The sequence below is a fragment of the Caulobacter sp. GW821-FHT05F04 genome, assembly GCF_059419665.1.
Genome location: NZ_JBWKSF010000005.1, coordinates 221,206 through 236,394, shown reverse-complemented (window position 1 = coordinate 236,394; position 15,189 = coordinate 221,206). Strand labels below are relative to the sequence as shown.

13 protein-coding genes are annotated in these 15,189 nt (G+C 65.9%); 7 read left to right on the top strand and 6 right to left on the bottom strand.

Annotated elements, in window-relative coordinates; translation table 11 throughout:
* Window positions 1-56: 56 nt before the first annotated feature.
* From AC07R7_RS15380 to hflX, 5 genes are all read left to right on the top strand, one after another.
* Window positions 57-2,315 (top strand): sensor histidine kinase NtrY-like, encoded by a 2,259-nt coding sequence (locus AC07R7_RS15380; protein ID WP_494635776.1) that lies wholly within the window; start codon window positions 57-59, stop codon window positions 2,313-2,315.
* The gene (gene ntrX, locus AC07R7_RS15375) at window positions 2,312-3,700 is read left to right on the top strand and encodes a nitrogen assimilation response regulator NtrX (RefSeq protein WP_494635775.1); all 1,389 of its coding nucleotides are present in this window, start codon (window positions 2,312-2,314) and stop codon (window positions 3,698-3,700) included. The genes AC07R7_RS15380 and ntrX overlap by 4 nt, the downstream gene beginning before the upstream one ends.
* Window positions 3,701-4,564: a D-amino-acid transaminase gene (locus AC07R7_RS15370; RefSeq protein ID WP_494635774.1), complete on the top strand. Its 864-nt coding sequence runs from the start codon at window positions 3,701-3,703 to the stop codon at window positions 4,562-4,564.
* A gap of 156 nt (window positions 4,565-4,720) precedes the next feature.
* Entirely contained in the window at window positions 4,721-4,969 is a 249-nt protein-coding gene (gene hfq / locus AC07R7_RS15365; RefSeq protein WP_013079113.1) for an RNA chaperone Hfq, read from the top strand.
* A gap of 12 nt (window positions 4,970-4,981) precedes the next feature.
* Window positions 4,982-6,319 (top strand): GTPase HflX, encoded by a 1,338-nt coding sequence (gene hflX, locus AC07R7_RS15360; RefSeq protein ID WP_494635773.1) that lies wholly within the window; start codon window positions 4,982-4,984, stop codon window positions 6,317-6,319.
* Window positions 6,320-6,341: 22 nt separating this feature from the next.
* Here hflX and mazG read toward each other — a convergent pair whose 3' ends face one another.
* From mazG to AC07R7_RS15345, 3 genes are all read right to left on the bottom strand, one after another.
* Window positions 6,342-7,190: a nucleoside triphosphate pyrophosphohydrolase gene (mazG, locus tag AC07R7_RS15355; RefSeq protein ID WP_494635772.1), complete on the bottom strand. Its 849-nt coding sequence runs from the start codon at window positions 7,188-7,190 to the stop codon at window positions 6,342-6,344.
* On the bottom strand, window positions 7,147-8,559 hold the full coding sequence (locus tag AC07R7_RS15350; protein WP_492885205.1) for an MFS transporter: 1,413 nt from the start codon (window positions 8,557-8,559) through the stop codon (window positions 7,147-7,149). Before AC07R7_RS15350 ends, mazG begins: the two co-directional genes overlap by 44 nt.
* Before the next feature lie 694 nt (window positions 8,560-9,253).
* Complete coding sequence (locus AC07R7_RS15345; RefSeq protein ID WP_494635771.1) at window positions 9,254-10,549, bottom strand: hypothetical protein; 1,296 nt, start codon at window positions 10,547-10,549, stop codon at window positions 9,254-9,256.
* Between the two features lie 365 nt (window positions 10,550-10,914).
* On the opposite strand from AC07R7_RS15345, the gene AC07R7_RS15340 reads away from it, so the two are divergent.
* Entirely contained in the window at window positions 10,915-12,093 is a 1,179-nt protein-coding gene (locus tag AC07R7_RS15340) for a nucleoside triphosphate pyrophosphohydrolase family protein (RefSeq protein WP_494635770.1), read from the top strand.
* Window positions 12,090-12,830 carry a uracil-DNA glycosylase gene (locus tag AC07R7_RS15335; protein ID WP_494635769.1) on the top strand — a complete coding sequence of 247 codons (741 nt, stop codon included), beginning with the start codon at window positions 12,090-12,092 and terminating at the stop codon, window positions 12,828-12,830. Before AC07R7_RS15340 ends, AC07R7_RS15335 begins: the two co-directional genes overlap by 4 nt.
* Here the strand turns inward: AC07R7_RS15335 and AC07R7_RS15330 are convergent.
* Genes AC07R7_RS15330 through AC07R7_RS15320 form a run of 3 tightly spaced genes read right to left on the bottom strand, consistent with a single transcriptional unit; the run spans window position 12,777 to window position 15,188 of the window.
* Entirely contained in the window at window positions 12,777-13,502 is a 726-nt protein-coding gene (locus AC07R7_RS15330) for a thymidylate synthase family protein (RefSeq protein WP_494635768.1), read from the bottom strand. The genes AC07R7_RS15335 and AC07R7_RS15330 overlap by 54 nt on opposite strands.
* A 25-nt stretch (window positions 13,503-13,527) precedes the next feature.
* The gene (locus tag AC07R7_RS15325) at window positions 13,528-14,217 is read right to left on the bottom strand and encodes a C1 family peptidase (RefSeq protein ID WP_494635767.1); all 690 of its coding nucleotides are present in this window, start codon (window positions 14,215-14,217) and stop codon (window positions 13,528-13,530) included.
* Window positions 14,214-15,188, bottom strand: coding sequence for an ImmA/IrrE family metallo-endopeptidase (locus AC07R7_RS15320; RefSeq protein WP_494635766.1), 975 nt, complete (start codon window positions 15,186-15,188; stop codon window positions 14,214-14,216). Before AC07R7_RS15320 ends, AC07R7_RS15325 begins: the two co-directional genes overlap by 4 nt.
* Window position 15,189 lies beyond the last annotated feature (1 nt).

Below are 15,189 nucleotides of genomic sequence, written 5' to 3'. Positions count from 1 at the left end.
GCTTTCTCGGCACATAGCTGTTGAATTTAGGACACACGCTCCTAAACTCCCCGCCGATGTCTTCAGTGGCTTACGCGACGGGATCGGAAGCCCCGCCGACCCGGTTCAGCCGGGCCTGGTGGCGAGAGCTTCTGCGGTCGCGCTACCTGACCGGCGGGGCCTACGCCTTGGCGGTGATCCTGACCGTCGCCAGCGTCGCCCTGGCCTCGTCGCCGCCCAAGACCGATTCGATCAGCACGGCCTCGACGGTCATCCTGGTGGTGCTGGGCTTCAATCTGGTGCTGATCCTGGGCGTGGCCACCGTGGTGGGCCTGCGCCTCTACGACCTGATCGACGCCCGGGCCAGCGACGCCGGCGCCCGTCTGCACCTACGCTTCGTCGGCCTGTTCTCGTTGGCGGCGGTGGCCCCGGCGGTGATCGTGGCGCTGTTCTTCGGGGTGCTGGTCAACCGCGGCGTGGATGGCTGGTTCAGCCAGCGAGTCCAAACCGTGGTCGGCAACTCGGCCAAGGTCGCCATCTCGTATGTCGAGCAGCAGAAGAACTATATCTCCGAGCACATCGGCCCGATGGCGGCCAACCTGAATGAGGCCGCGCCGGCCCTGGCCCATTCGCCGGTGGCGTTCGGGCACTTCCTGGCGGACGAGACCAGGAACAACGGCTTCGCCGCCGCCTACATCCTCGACCGTGACGGCCGCGTCCTGGCCCGGGCCGAACTGCGCGACGCGCCGCCATTCCTGGCGCCGCCACCGTCCAGCTACCAGGCCACCGACAGCGGCGAGGTCACCGCCCAGCGCTTCGTCTCGACCGATCTTTTCCGGGCGCTCTACAAGCTGAACGGCTTCCCGGACGCCTATCTCTATGTCGTCCGGCCGATCGAAAAGGGCATCCTGACCCACCTGATCGAGACTCAGGACGCCCTGGTCTCGTACCGCGACGCCGAACGCAGCCGCGGCCGGATCCAGGCGATCTTCGGCCTCAGTTATCTGGAGACGGCGCTGCTGGTCCTCGTGGCCGCCATCTGGGTGGGGATCGCCGCCGCCAACTCGATCGCCGGCCCGGTGGCGGGCCTGGTCGAGGCGGCGGGCCGCGTCTCGGGCGGCGACCTCGACGCCCGGGTTGAGGCCGACACCGGCCCCGAGGAAATCCGGGCGCTGTCCAACGCCTTCAACATGATGACCAGCGAGCTGCAGTTGCAGCAGGCCGCGCTGAAGGCCGCCAGCCTCGACGCCGAGAGCCGCCGCCTGTTCATCGAAACGGTGCTGTCGGGCGTCAGCGCCGGCGTCGTCAGCCTGAACGAGCACGGCAAGGTCTCGGCGGTGAACCGTCGCGCCGTGACCCTGCTCGGCTTGCCGGAGGGCGCCCTTGGAACCGATCTCATTCAACTGGCGCCCGAGTTCGAGACGGTGATGCAGGCGCTGCAGGAGAGCCGCCCCGACACCGACGTCGAGGTCGATATTCAGCGCGAGGGCGAGACCCGCCGCCTGCGGGTGCGCGCCGCCGGCCACGTGGCCGAGGGGCTCGTTCTGACCTTCGACGACATCACGCGCCTGATGGCCGCCCAGCGCAACGCCGCCTGGAAGGATGTGGCGCGCCGCATCGCCCACGAGATCAAGAACCCGCTGACCCCGATCCAGCTGTCGGCCGAGCGCCTGAGGCGCAAGTACCGCAAGGAGATCGCCAGCGACCTGGAGACCTTCGACCGCTGCACCGAGACGATCATCCGCCAGGTCGGCGATATCGGCCGGATGGTCGACGAGTTCTCGGCCTTCGCCCGGATGCCGGCGCCGCGCTTCGAGCCGGCCAACTTGACCGAGATGCTGCGTCAGGCCGTCTTCGCGCAGCGGTTCCAGGACGCCGAGATCGAGGTCAAGCTGCGGGAGCCGGGCGGCGAGGATGTCTGGATCACCTGCGACGAACGGATGATCGGCCAGGTTCTGACCAATATCCTGAAGAACGCCGGCGAGGCGGTCGGCGCGCGCCGGCTGGCCGATCCCAACCTGAAGGGCCGGATCACCGCGATCCTCAGCTCTGACGCCGACGAGCTGTGCGTGACGATCGAGGACAACGGCGTCGGCCTGCCCGCCAAGGACCGCGATCGCCTCACCGAACCCTATGTGACTACCCGCGAGAAGGGGACGGGCCTGGGCCTGGCCATCGTCAAGCGGATCATGGAGGACCACGGCGGCGGCCTGGCCCTGACCGACGCCCGCGAGCTTCCCGGAGCCCGCGTGATCCTGAAATTCCCGACGACCGTACGACTGCACGCCACGGCCCCCAATTATGCGGACCAGAGTGGCGCCGAGGAGATGATATGAGCGCCGACGTTCTTGTGGTCGATGACGAAGCCGATATCCGCGAGCTGGTGGCCGGCATCCTCGAGGATGAGGGCTATGCCGTGCGTACGGCCGCCGACTCCGACCAGGCCCTGGCCGCGATCCGGGCCCGCAAGCCGGCCCTGCTGGTCCTGGACATCTGGATGCAGGGCGGCGGCATGGACGGCCTGGAATTGCTGGACATGGTCAAGGGACTGGACGCCGACCTGCCGGTGATCATGATCTCGGGGCACGGCAATATCGAGACCGCGGTCAGCGCCATCAAGCGCGGCGCCTACGAGTTTCTGGAAAAGCCGTTCAAGTCCGACCGGCTGCTGATGATCGTCGAGCGGGCGCTGGAGGCGGCGGGCCTGCGCCGCGAGAACCGCCGGCTGCGGACCCAGACCCTGACGCCGGACGGCCTGATCGGCAAGTCGGCGCCGGCCCAGGCCCTGCGGCAGCTGATCCTCAAGGTCGCGCCGGCCAATAGCCGCATTCTGGTCTCCGGCCCACCCGGCTCGGGCAAGGAACTGGTGGCGCGCCTGATCCACGGCGCCAGCGCCCGCGCCAAGCAGGAGTTCGTCGCCGTCAGCGCCGCGGGCATGGCCCCCGAGCGGCTCGATGTCGAGCTGTTCGGCGAGGAAGGCGAGGGCGGTCGCCCGCGCAAGATCGGCGTGTTCGAACGCGCTCATAGCGGCACGCTCTATCTCGACGAAGTCGCCGACATGCCGCGCGAGACGCAAGGTCGCATCCTACGCGTGCTGGTCGAGCAGCGCTTCCGTCGGGTCGGCGGCGACAACGACGTCCAGGTCGACGTGCGGGTGATCTCGTCCAGCTCGCGGGACCTGCGCGACGAGATCACCAGTGGTCGCTTCCGCGAGGATCTGTTCCACCGCCTGAACGTGGTGCCGGTGCGCGTGCCGGGCCTGGCCGAGCGCCGCGAGGACATCCCCGAACTGATCGCCTATTTCGTCGACAAGATCAGCGAGGCCACCGGCCTGGCGCGCCGCAAGCTGGGCGAGGACGCCCTGGCCACGCTGCAAGTGCAGACCTGGCCCGGCAATGTCCGCCAGTTGCGCAACAACGTGGAGCGCATGCTGATCCTGGCCTCGGGCGAGCCCGGCGAGGTGATCACCGCCGAGATGCTGGCGGGGGCCGATCAACCCAGCGCTGGCAACGCCGGAGCGATCGGGGCCGAGCGGATCATCGCCCTGCCGCTGCGCGAGGCCCGCGAGCTGTTCGAACGCGAGTACCTGAACGCCCAGATCCTGCGGTTTGGCGGCAACATCTCGCGCACCGCCAATTTCATCGGCATGGAGCGCTCGGCGCTGCACAGGAAGCTCAAGTCCCTGGGCGTGGCCGGCGCCCGGGCGGAAGAGGAAGAGTAGATGTCGCGTTTCGCCTATGTGAACGGCCGCTTCGTGCGTCACGGCGAGGCCGCCGTGCATATCGAGGATCGCGGCTATCAGCTGGCCGACGGCGTGTACGAGGTCTGGGCCGTGTTCGACGGCAAGCTAGCCGACGCCGAGGGGCACTTCGCTCGCCTGTGGCGCAGTCTCGACGCGCTGCGCATCGCCCATCCCATGAGCCAAGCGGCGCTGACCATGGTCCTGCGCGAGGCCGTGCGTCGCAACAAGGTCAAGGAGGGGCTCTGCTATCTGCAGATCACCCGCGGCGTCGCCAAGCGCGACCATGCCTTCCCGAACCCGGCCGTGCCGCCGGCGATCGTCGTCACCGCCAAGTCGCTGGATCGCGCGGCTACCGAGGCCAAGGCCGCCAAGGGCGCTTCGGTGATCTCGGTCCCCGAGAACCGCTGGGCCCGCTGCGACATCAAGTCGATCGGCCTGCTGCCCAACGTCCTGGCCAAGCAGGCGGCGCGTGAGCGCGGCGCGCTGGAGGCCTGGTTCGTCGACGACATGGGCCTGGTGACCGAGGGCGCATCGTCCAACGCCTGGATCATCGACGCCGAGGGCGCCCTGCGGACCCGCGACACCAACGCCAACATCCTGCGCGGCGTAACCCGTTCGACCCTGCTGGAAGTGATCCGCGAAACCGGCCTGCCCTTCAGCGAGAAGCCGTTCACCATCGCCGAGGCCCAAGCCGCCAAGGAAGCGTTCATCACCAGCGCCGGCTCGCTGGTCACCCCGATCACCCAGATCGACGGCGTCAAGCTGGGCGACGGACAACCGGGGCCGGTGGCGATCGGCCTGCGGCGTTCCTATATGGAGCGAGCGCGCCTGAAATCCGTCTGAGATCGGAGCAATATTCGATCCAAACGTTTTGATGGCGTACGGCCTTGCGGAAATTTTCCCTGCGCGCTTGTCGCTTTCAGCGAAAAATCCTCTAGCATGGCCTTGTTTGTGTGGGGGGCGTGTTGCCCTCCGATAACAACGAGAGGGGAACCCCCGATGTCTGCCGAGAAGAAGCAAAACCTTCAGGACACCTTCCTGAACAGCGTGCGCAAGTCGAAGACGCCGCTCACCATTTTCCTCGTCAACGGCGTGAAGCTGCAGGGCGTGGTCAGCTGGTTCGACAATTTCTGCGTCCTGCTGCGTCGCGACGGTCAGTCGCAACTGGTCTACAAGCACGCCATTTCCACCATCATGCCGGCTCAGCCTGTTCAGCTCTATGAGCCCAGCGCCGACTCCGACGACTGAATTTAGAGACGCTTGTCCAAATCCACATCCAGGTCGATTGACCACGCCGCGCCGATCCTGAAGGCGCTCGTCATCCATCCGGCGCGGCAGCTGCGCGGCCAGGCGGCCCTTGAGGCCCGGGATCCCAATGCCCGGCTCGAGGAAGCCGTCGGTCTCGCCACCGCGCTCGATCTCGACGTCGTCGAGACGATGATCGCGCCACTGCGCGCCGTCACGCCCGCCACCTTGTTCGGCAAGGGCAAGGTCGAGGAGTTCGCGGCGATCTGCGAGGTCGAGCACATCGACGTCGCCGTCTTCGACGATCAGCTCACGCCTATCCAACAGCGCAATCTCGAGAAGGCGCTGGGGGTGAAGGTCGTGGACCGCACCGGGCTGATCCTCGAGATCTTCGCCCGCAGGGCCCGGACCCGGGAAGGCCGCCTGCAGGTCGAGCTGGCCAGGCTCGAATACGAACGCTCGCGCCTCGTCCGCACCTGGACCCACCTTGAGCGCCAGCGCGGCGGCACCGGCAATACCGGCGGTCCTGGCGAAACCCAGATCGAACTGGACCGCCGCCTGATCCGCGACAACATCCTCAAGCTCAAGAAGGAGCTGGAGGAGGTGCGCCGGACGCGGACCCTGCACCGCAGCGCCCGCAAGAAAGTCCCGTACCCGACCGTCGCCCTTGTCGGTTACACCAACGCCGGCAAGTCCACGCTGTTCAACCGCCTGACCGAAGCGGAAGTCCTGGCCAAGGACATGCTGTTCGCGACGCTGGACCCGACCTTGCGCACCGTGAAGCTGCCCGACGGGCGGCCGGCGATCATGTCCGACACCGTCGGCTTCATCTCCGACCTGCCGCACGAGTTGGTCGAGGCCTTCCGCGCCACCCTCGAGGAGGTTCAGGAGGCCGACGTGGTTCTGCACGTCCGCGACGTGGCCAATCCCGACAGCGAGGCCCAGGCCCGCGACGTCCAGAGCGTGCTGGCCGAACTGGGCGTGACGTTCGACGAGGGCAAGACCGTCGTCGAGGTCTGGAACAAGATCGACCTGCTGTCCGAAGAGGATCGCGAGGTCATCGAGGGCCAGGCCCGTCGCAAGGAGGCCTCGACGGTCTCGGCCGTCACCGGCGAGGGTTGTGAGGCCCTGCTGCGCCGGATCAGCGGGCTGATCGACGACTCCCCGCCGGTCGAGATTCAGCTGAAGGCCCAGGATGGTCAGGCCATCGCCTGGATCTACCGCAACGGCCGGGTGCTGAACCGCTACGACGGTCCGGACGGCGACGTCACGATCGTCACCCGGCTCGACAGCCAGGCGCAGGGGCGGTTCGAGCGACAGTACCCCGGCGCCCTCGTGGGGACGATCGACTAGAAAGCGCGACGAGAGGGGGCGGCTAGCCCTTCTTTTCCGCCGCCTTGGCGTCGTTCCACAGGGCGTCCATTTCCGCCAGATCGGACTGGTCGGGCGTCCTGCCGCGCTCGGCCAGGCCCGCCTCGACGAAGGCGAAGCGGCGGGCGAACTTGGCGTTGGTGGCGCGCAGGGCGTCCTCGGGGTCGACGTCCAGCTTGCGGGCCAGGTTGGCGCAGACGAACAGGATGTCGCCCAGTTCCTCGCGGGCCTTGGCCATGTCGCCGGCCTCGATCTCGACCTCGATCTCGGCGGTCTCCTCGCGCAGCTTGTCCAGCACCTCGCGGGCCGAGGGCCAGTCGAAGCCGACGCGGGCGGCGCGCTTGGTCAGCTTGACGGCGCGGGTGAGGGCGGGGAGCCCCGCTGGCACGTCGTCCAGCACGCCGGTCTTGGCCTTGGCCTTGCGCTCCTGGGCCTTCAGCTCTTCCCAGCCAGCGACCTGGGCCGAGAGGTCTTCATAGGCGTGATCGCCGAACACATGTGGATGCCGGCGGATCATCTTGTCGGAGATGGCGGCCGCCACGTCCTTCAGGTCGAACGCGCCCTGTTCCTCGGCCATCCGCGAATGGAACACCACCTGCAGCAGCAGGTCGCCCAACTCGTCGCGCAGCTCCGGCAGGTCGTTGCGCTCGATGGCGTCGGCGACCTCGTAGGCTTCCTCGACCGTGTAGGGCGCGATCGTCGCGAAGGTCTGCTCCAGGTCCCAGGGGCAGCCGCCGTCCGGATCGCGCAGCTTGGCCATGATCTCCACCAGGCGGAAGATGGGGTGGCCATCCTCGCCTTGAGAGCCTTCATTCGGCGGGGCCAGGGGCGGGGATTTGCTGGGGGAGGACATTCGGTGGCGGCTCCGCTGTGGGGGCGTCCCCCTCGGCCGCGTCCCGCGCCCCGAGCTGGCGCTGAATCTCGGCGACCCGGGTCGCATCCAGCGGATAGCGCAACATGACGGCGGCGACCACCAGTCCCATCGTCGCCGGGACGACGGCGTACATGGCGATCAGCGCGTTGTCGCCGGAGACGGTCGGAACCTTGGGGTCGAAACCCATCCATTGCAGGACAGGGAAGGCCCCGATCGCCAGGGCGTAGCCCAGCTTCACCGTGCCGGTCAGGATGGCGTAGAGCAGGCCGGTGCGGTCGACGCCGCTGGTGAGCCGCTCCTCGTCGCCGATGTCGGCCATCATGGAGCGCACCAGCACCGGCGCGGCGGTGTAGGGGATCCCCGCCAAGATCAGGACGAGCGTGCCGATGCCGGAATTGCCGACCGGCGTGAACACGGTGGCGACCTGGACGATGGCGTAGATCACGGCCGCGACGGACAGGGCCCGGTGCTTGCCGATTCGCTTGGCCAGCAGGGGCCACAGCGGCGCGCTGAGCAGGCCGGCCAGGAAATAGATCAGCAGCAGCACGCCCGACTGCGTCTTGTCGAAGTGCTTCACCCGCTCGAAGAAGAACAGGAACAGCGCCCCGGCGATGCCTGGCGCCAGACCCATCAAAAGGTCGGCGAACAGCAGCATGCGCACCGACGGACGGCCCAGCAAGGCCAGGTACTGCTTGATGCCGGCCGCATGCCGCGCGACCGGCGCGGCCGGCTCGCCCACGACGCGGACGGCCATCAGGATGGTGATCGGCAGCAGGGCGACGATGAACCAGCCCATGGCGCGCACGCCCTCGGCGTGACCCGTTTTGAAGACGCCCACCAGCAGCGGCGGCAGGCACAGCACCAGGATCATGCCGACCATGTTGCCAGCCTGCCACCAGCCATAGATCCGCGAGCGCTGCTGATAGTCGCTGGAGAGCACCCCGCCCCAGGCGGTGTGCGACAGGACGACCATCGAATAGCCGGCATAGGTGACCAGCAGCCAGGCCCAGAGATAGAAGGCGCTCGCGCCAGGCTGGCCCATGAACAGGGCCAGCGCCCCGATTCCCACCATCGGCATGCCGCCCAGCAGCCAGGGCCTGAAGCGTCCGAGCTTGGTGCGGGTGCGGTCCATGATCCCGCCCAGGAACGGGTCCAGCGAGATGTCGATCAGCCGCACGAACAGGAAGGCCGCGCCGACCGCCGCCAGCGAGAGCCCGATCGTGCTGACGTAGAATTCGGGCAGGTAGACAACGAGCGGCAGGCCGAGCGCCGCGATCGGAATATTGGGCGAGGCGAAGGCCGCCAGGGCCCACGAAGATCGTCGTTGAGTTGATGGGCGCTCGGACATTTCTGTACTCCTCCCCGCGCTGTTGGTCGCGCTCGGACACTGGAAGGCCGATGAACGGCCGTTTGAATGAGTGTGCGAGCATTGTTCGCCGAGCGCCAGCCTCTTCCTTGGGATGGGGGATGCGCGTCCGCCGCTTCACGCGATCGCTCGCTGAAGGTGTGGAAAGGGAGGCGGAGCGCCGGACAGCGTCCGGAGTTTGGAAATAGAAATACCGTTTCGACGAAGCCCAACGCTCCGCGCGACCGTTATCCGCCAGCGTCCCGTCGGGTGGCCCTGTTCAGGCCTTACCGGGACCCGGACTCTTCCGTTTCCGGAAGACCCCAGCGGTAGAAGAGGACGGGCTTACAGCCTGACACGCCCCTTTGCCTCCCACCACGCCGACGGCGGGCGGGTGAGCCCAGCAAGCCCATCCCCGGACCGTCCGAGTATCCCCCTCGGACCCAGCCCCGCTCGATCACCCCCCGCCGCCGCAATCGGTCGCTGGCCATGCGCCCTTTCCTCGCGACGAGGTGGAGAGAGAGTACGGCAGGTTTTGAGGCCGGGGATGGAGGGCGGCGAATGCTCGTGAGTCACCCTTCTCCCCTTGCGGGAGATCAGGCTTAATTATCTAACTGTTTTCGCTAGATAAATTCAAGCTAAAACTCACTGTGCAGTGGCTGTGTAGGCTGCCGTCGCACTCCCTCTCTGCATGCCGCTACAAGGGGAGGTGCGAAATATTCTCGGCAGGAAGTGGGGCTCCAATAGCGGCCGCATAGTCCCCGTCTGGAATGTGGCTCAGGAACGGCCCAGCATCCGAGGCGCTGACCGGAAAGGTGGGGCGTGGATTGGGGATGGAGAATGCTGGGGTCCCGATATCGCCATCCCGCGCTACGACCGCGCCAAAGCCTGTGAAATAGGTCGCCGCGACGTGAGCGGCCCCATAGTGCCCGTAGAGCGCATAGCTCAGCACGCCCATGCGCCACCGCAAGTTCGGAAGCATCAGGTCGGCGGGCTCAATGCCGTGAAATTGAACCGCAATGAACCCAGGCCGTTGCCGACTGAATTGTGTCGCCGCTTTGCGTAGCGCCTCAAGAACAGGTTTCGACGGATCATCGACGCGTTGGCTACGCAACACCACGAGACACCCGCGACCCTCGCCAAGCTGACCCGCAACATGGCAGTTCGCGCCAAAGACCTCGGTGCAGGCGGCGTAGTAGGCCACGCTATCGTCCATCGAGACGTCGCCCAGACACTCGGAATAGGGCTGGCGCACGAGTTCGGCGCCGGCATGCACTAGGCGGGACGGCCCTCCCTCTCGCAGCATGCCGGATAGCGCCCGGGCGAGATCTCGCTGGCTGAGCGTATTTGGAGAAAGCCGTCCGGGCAGCGTTACCACTAAGACCTCGGCGGCGGCCTTTTCGGCCTGTGCGTCGAGGGCCGGTCGCAGCAGCTCCATCAGCCTGTAGAAGTCCTTGCGATGGATTTGCCGGCCTGCGTCCTCCGAGACGCTCTTGCACTCCACTTCCCCGGTGAAGCCTCCCCGCGAGAAAGCGAGATCGAACTGGCCGGCGCCCTCCATGTCTGGGAAGGCTACATCGAGCCCGTCGGCCATCAGGCGCAGCGCCAAGTCGATTTCTAGATAAAGCGCCGCATAGCCCGTTTCAGCGTTCAGACCATCTCGCAGGCGACCGAGCAAAGTTCGCCGCCCTTGGGGCGAGAGATAGTCGTGGCACTCCACGACCCCCGCCGCGAACAGCAACGCTGCCCGTGCGCGGCCATCCATTAGCTGTGGATCAAGGCTGCCGCGTTTGGCGAGCACGTCGCTCTGATGGCTGATCGCCATCTCAAGCCAATGATAGTCGGCTACGATCTTCCAGCGGAAGGGAGATGCCTGCGCCTCCCGCTCCAGATGATCGGCGCGCTTGAACCAGGCGTCTTCGCCCACCAACGCGAGGAAGCGCGGCAGATACGCCTGCAGCACGGTGAGATCGGCTGGAATGTCTATCCGCATCTGGCCACGCCCGCTTCCGACCAAGTCATCCAGATGACATCTCGTCGGCCGTCAAGCCATGCCCTCCTCTGGTGGCCGCAGTCTACCGGCGACGGACTGGCAAGTGACGCTGAGCCCCGAGCGGGCATGGTCATTGTTATTTTCATGAAAGCATGATTTCATGAAAATATGAAAGCGACTTCTGACCGTGCCGAGGGCGATGACGAACACCTGCAGGTTCAGGTGCCGTCCGCGACGAAGCTGGACCTGGCAGTAAAAGCCGCCAAGGCGCGTGAGCCCATTCGGATGGTCGTTCTGCGAGCCCTCGACGCCTACGGCGTCGAGGTCCCGTCGGGAGCGATTCAAGATCGCCGCAGGAACCGCGCATGACGGAAGAGGACTTTGAACCGCTCACCGTCGCGCTATACGCGCAGGAAGCCGCCACCACGGATCAAGGCTCCGACGCCAGCTCCCTGAGCTTTCCGCTCCTTGGTCTGTTTGGCGAAACCGGTAGCCTCCTCAGCGTCGTCAAGAAGAAGCAACGCGATCGCGCCTCCTACCTCGGCTACGCCATGGCAGTCGTGGAGGAATTCGGCGATGTCCTTTGGTACCTCTCAGCCGTGGCCCGCCGAGGGGGCATCCGCCTCAGCGCCATCGCGGCGAATGTGAACCGGGGCTACGCCGACTGGGCGCACGACGACGCCACGCTGACCTTCGAGGCGCTGCAGCCCGACCTTATCTCGCGAGACGGCACGCCGACACCCGCATTTGAGGCCACCCTGCTCCAGCTCGCGGGCGAGGTAGGCGCCCTGCTCAACGACCAGCATGCCGGCAAGCTCGAAAACAACCAAGCCGCGCTCGCCGGTCACCTCGTCACGGTATTGCGTCGTTTGATCCAGGCGGCCAACGAGGCCGGTGTGACGCTTGAAGCCGCAGCGATCAAGAACCTCAACAAGATCTTCGACCGCTGGCCGAAGGAGCGAGTCTACCCCGTTCCTTTTGACGATCAGTCTGACGTCGATGAACAGTTGCCGCGAAACCTCACTATCGACATCTTCGAAAAAGAAGTGCGGGGCCAGGCTTTCGTCTTCCAACGCTGTAGCGGGATTTTCATTGGCGATCGGCTGACGGACAACGCCGTCGAACCGGATGACTACCGCTTCCACGATGTCTTCCACTTCGCGCATGTCGCCGTCCTCGGCTGGTCCCCTGTGATCCGCGCCCTCCTGAAACTGAAGCGAAAGAGCGAGCCGGCGGTCGATGAAGCTCAGGATGGCGCGCGGGCCAACCTGATCGAAGAGGGTGTGACCACTTGGATTTTCGGACAGGCCCAGCAGCTGGAGTTCTTCAAGGACCTAAAGGCCGGCGACCTTCCGCTGGACATGCTGAAGCATGTGCGCGAGTTCGTCACCGGCTACGAGGCCGAGGCCTGTCCCCTCTGGCTTTGGGAGGAGGCGATCCTCCAAGGCTACGAAGCTTTTCGCTTTCTGCAAGCGCACCGCCGCGCTCGCATCACGATCGATTTCGCCAACCGGCGACTGCATATTGAGGAGCTTCAGCCATGAACCCGAGCCAATTCGTCTCGGCGCTGGAAGCCGCCAGTCTCCCGTCCGTTTTCAATCCATGGCGAGATCATTGCCCGATCCATGATGTTGAGAACGCACCTGAGCGGAGACGGAAGAATCTGCAGGAGTACCTTGAGGCCGCGGTCAGCGCTGATGTACGGACCATGTGGATCGCGCGCGACCTGGGTTATCGCGGGGGCCGGCGGACGGGCCTCCCCTTAACCGACGAGGTCCACCTCGATTCGGCAGCGGCGCTCCTGGGCGGTATTGCCTTGAGCCGCGCGACCGGGGGACCGCCGGTCGCCGAACGCACCGCCGCGGTCATCTGGCGCGTCCTGGCTCGGATCGGCACCCCTGTTATCCTCTGGAACGTCTTCCCCTTCCATCCTCACGCCGACGGCGACCCTATGTCTAACCGCTGTCACACACGGGGCGAGCGAGACGACACCTGGCCCCTGCTGGAAGCTCTCGTGGAAATGGTCCAGCCCAGCCGTATCATCGCGATCGGACGAGATGCGAGCCTTGCGCTCTCTGAACTTGGTCTTGAGACGAGCGCGGTGCGTCACCCGAGCTATGGTGGTCAAACCGAATTCATCGCCAGCATGTACGAGCTATACGGCGTCGCACCGGAGGAGTCAGTCGAACAGCAATTGCCGTTTGCGGACCACGACGCCGGATGGCGATCAACCAAGCAGGTCGCACCGCGCCAGCAGACCAGTGATGTCTTTGCGGGTTGAGCTCGTCGGCGCCTTACCCGGCAGATCAACCTGCGCATGGGTGGACACCACCGTAAGCGCGCCGGTGGCCAACCCGGCCTCTGTCGCGACGAACTGCATCAACCGCCCGAGTCCGATCAGGTTGCCGAGCAGCTTCTCGATATAGAAGTGATTGCGGTACAGAACCGTCAGATCCAGCCGATCCTGACCCGCCTCCGTGCGCAGTTTGAAGCTGCCGAAGCTGAGGCATTGCCCACCGTAGGGGGACTTGTCGACGTCGCGGGTGGGATCGAACACGCTGAGTTCAAATTTGTTGCGCGCTAGAACCGCAGGATCGCGCAGTCTGGCGATGATATCGGTGAGTTGGTTGATCGGCTCGCCGCCGCCCTCTCGCGGCAGGGCGATCATCCGCTCGAAGTAATAGCCTGACCAACGGTCGCCGCTGCGCCGCACTTTCGGCAACACGTTGTCGGTGAACCGGTTGAAGAACGCTGGCGCGCCGTATCGGCGATAGAGAGCGGCGGGGAAAATTGTGTTGGCGACGGTTTCAACCGCCTTCGTCCCCTTCGCCAGCAGGAATGCGTCAACCTCGCGCACGACCGGGTCCTCCATCGTGCTACGACCGACGGGATCGAGCACGTCGATCACCACATTATGCGCTTCATGATGCGGCTGGCTGTCGGCCAGACGCACTGCCTCACGCCAAGCCGAGACGCAGTCAGGCTGCGACGGAATAGGGTGGTACATCGACGTCCCCTCCAAGTATGGCGAGCGCGAACAGCCGCGGCGAGACAAACGCCTCCGTCACCCAAGCGTGGCCATTGAGCCCCCAACCTGAGCCCCAACTATTGCGCACGAGAATAGCCTCCTCGCCGTCAACCAGGCCCCGCGCGACGCCGATCACTGCGTGCCGGAGTGATGGCTGAGGGACCTCGCCGGGGCCGGGCACGACTACGCCTGTTGCCGCCGGAGAAAAGAAGCTGGCAGAGAGCGCCATTAACAACATGACCGGACGGCCAGCCACCAGATGACCGCACGCGGCAGCGAAGGAGGCCGGGCTCTGCTGGCCGTCGCGTCCGAACAGCGGCCCCGGCGAAGCGGGCGGGCGCCAGGCCGCCGCATCGGTCGGGGTCGTGGAAAGATAGGGCCACCCAGCCTCCTCGGGCTGCCCATCGTAGCGAAGCGCGTCGAGCATATGCGGGAGGGTCGCGCCTGCAGACGGCGGCCGCATGGCTCGCTGCTGCGCGCGATAGAAGACGAATTCGCATGACAATGGCGCCCAGTCCGCGCGCGCGCCGGCATGGACGTCGCTCGCGGCGAAGGCCAAACAGGTTGGACGGGACCCTTGATCGCGGACCGGACCAAACAGCGACCGCAGATCATCGGTAACCTTGATCTCGTGTGTCACGCCGCCTCCAACATATGGCGACGTTCAGCTCTGGAATAGCCGAGCTGTTCGGGACCCGAGAGGTCGAAGTCGACCGCGAAGCCGGCAATCGGGTCCGTTGCCTGCCAGGGCCGGCTCTCCTTCAGCTCAAGCCGTCCTCTTGGCCCATCCTGCGGCGCCGCAGTAACCCGCCGGATCACTGGGCTCCCAATGCCTTCGGCGTCACTGGATTCCCGCACGTCACGGAGAACGGCAAACCCGCTGGCCTCCAGCTGTTCGAAATTCCAGACATAGCCGGCAGAGCTGCGTTCCTCGAGCCGGACCACGAATAGATCGTCGCGGCTTCCGTCGATGCGGGCGCCTTGATCGCGATCGGTCAGTAGCCAGACGTCGCCCTTGTAGTCGGCGGGTCGATAATCGCGCAGCAGATCGACCTTCAAGGGTCGCGGCTTCACCTTCAGGAGCGCGTCGCGATCATCTAGAGCCACGAGCCTGTACCGCTCCAGCGTCCGGCAGGTGGCCTCATAGCTGGCGCCAAGTCGCAGGGACAATTGGTAGACCACGTCCGGCCGGAGGAGATCCGTGGTTCTCCACCCCTGACGCGCGCAGTGTCCGACGATCAGCCACTTCGGCATCATGAAGCCGACCGCGAAGGCGTCGGCCTCGGTCTCTTGGTAGCCATTGCGGGCGTCGGCATCCAACGGGACACGCCTAAGGATCTGATCTTCATCGTCCAAGCTGGGCTGGTGCTTGAGGATGCAGTGGCCAAGTTCGTGGGCAGCAGTGAAGCGCTGGATGTTCATGCGCCACCCCGTGCCGATCAGGATCCCCGGACAAGGTTCGTTCAAAAAAGCGCCCATCAGCCCTTTGAGCGGTCGCAGCATCAGGGGCAGTTCAAGCGTGTTGATCGCGCCGAAAACGTCGATTGCCGCCCCGGTGCCATCGTCGGACTCGCGAAGGCCCAGGTCACGGTGCAGCCGGCTGGCAGCCATC

What these genes read in the sequence shown, in the direction of transcription:
- AC07R7_RS15380 (WP_494635776.1), top strand. Translation starts at nt 57, where the DNA reads ATGTCTTCAGTGGCTTACGCGACGGGATCGGAAGCCCCGCCGACCCGG.
- ntrX (WP_494635775.1), top strand. Translation starts at nt 2,312, where the DNA reads ATGAGCGCCGACGTTCTTGTGGTCGATGACGAAGCCGATATCCGCGAG.
- AC07R7_RS15370 (WP_494635774.1), top strand. Translation starts at nt 3,701, where the DNA reads ATGTCGCGTTTCGCCTATGTGAACGGCCGCTTCGTGCGTCACGGCGAG.
- hfq (WP_013079113.1), top strand. Translation starts at nt 4,721, where the DNA reads ATGTCTGCCGAGAAGAAGCAAAACCTTCAGGACACCTTCCTGAACAGC.
- mazG (WP_494635772.1), bottom strand. Translation starts at nt 7,190, where the DNA reads ATGTCCTCCCCCAGCAAATCCCCGCCCCTGGCCCCGCCGAATGAAGGC.
- AC07R7_RS15350 (WP_492885205.1), bottom strand. Translation starts at nt 8,559, where the DNA reads ATGTCCGAGCGCCCATCAACTCAACGACGATCTTCGTGGGCCCTGGCG.
- AC07R7_RS15345 (WP_494635771.1), bottom strand. Translation starts at nt 10,549, where the DNA reads ATGCGGATAGACATTCCAGCCGATCTCACCGTGCTGCAGGCGTATCTG.
- AC07R7_RS15340 (WP_494635770.1), top strand. Translation starts at nt 10,915, where the DNA reads ATGACGGAAGAGGACTTTGAACCGCTCACCGTCGCGCTATACGCGCAG.
- AC07R7_RS15335 (WP_494635769.1), top strand. Translation starts at nt 12,090, where the DNA reads ATGAACCCGAGCCAATTCGTCTCGGCGCTGGAAGCCGCCAGTCTCCCG.
- AC07R7_RS15320 (WP_494635766.1), bottom strand. Translation starts at nt 15,188, where the DNA reads ATGGCTGCCAGCCGGCTGCACCGTGACCTGGGCCTTCGCGAGTCCGAC.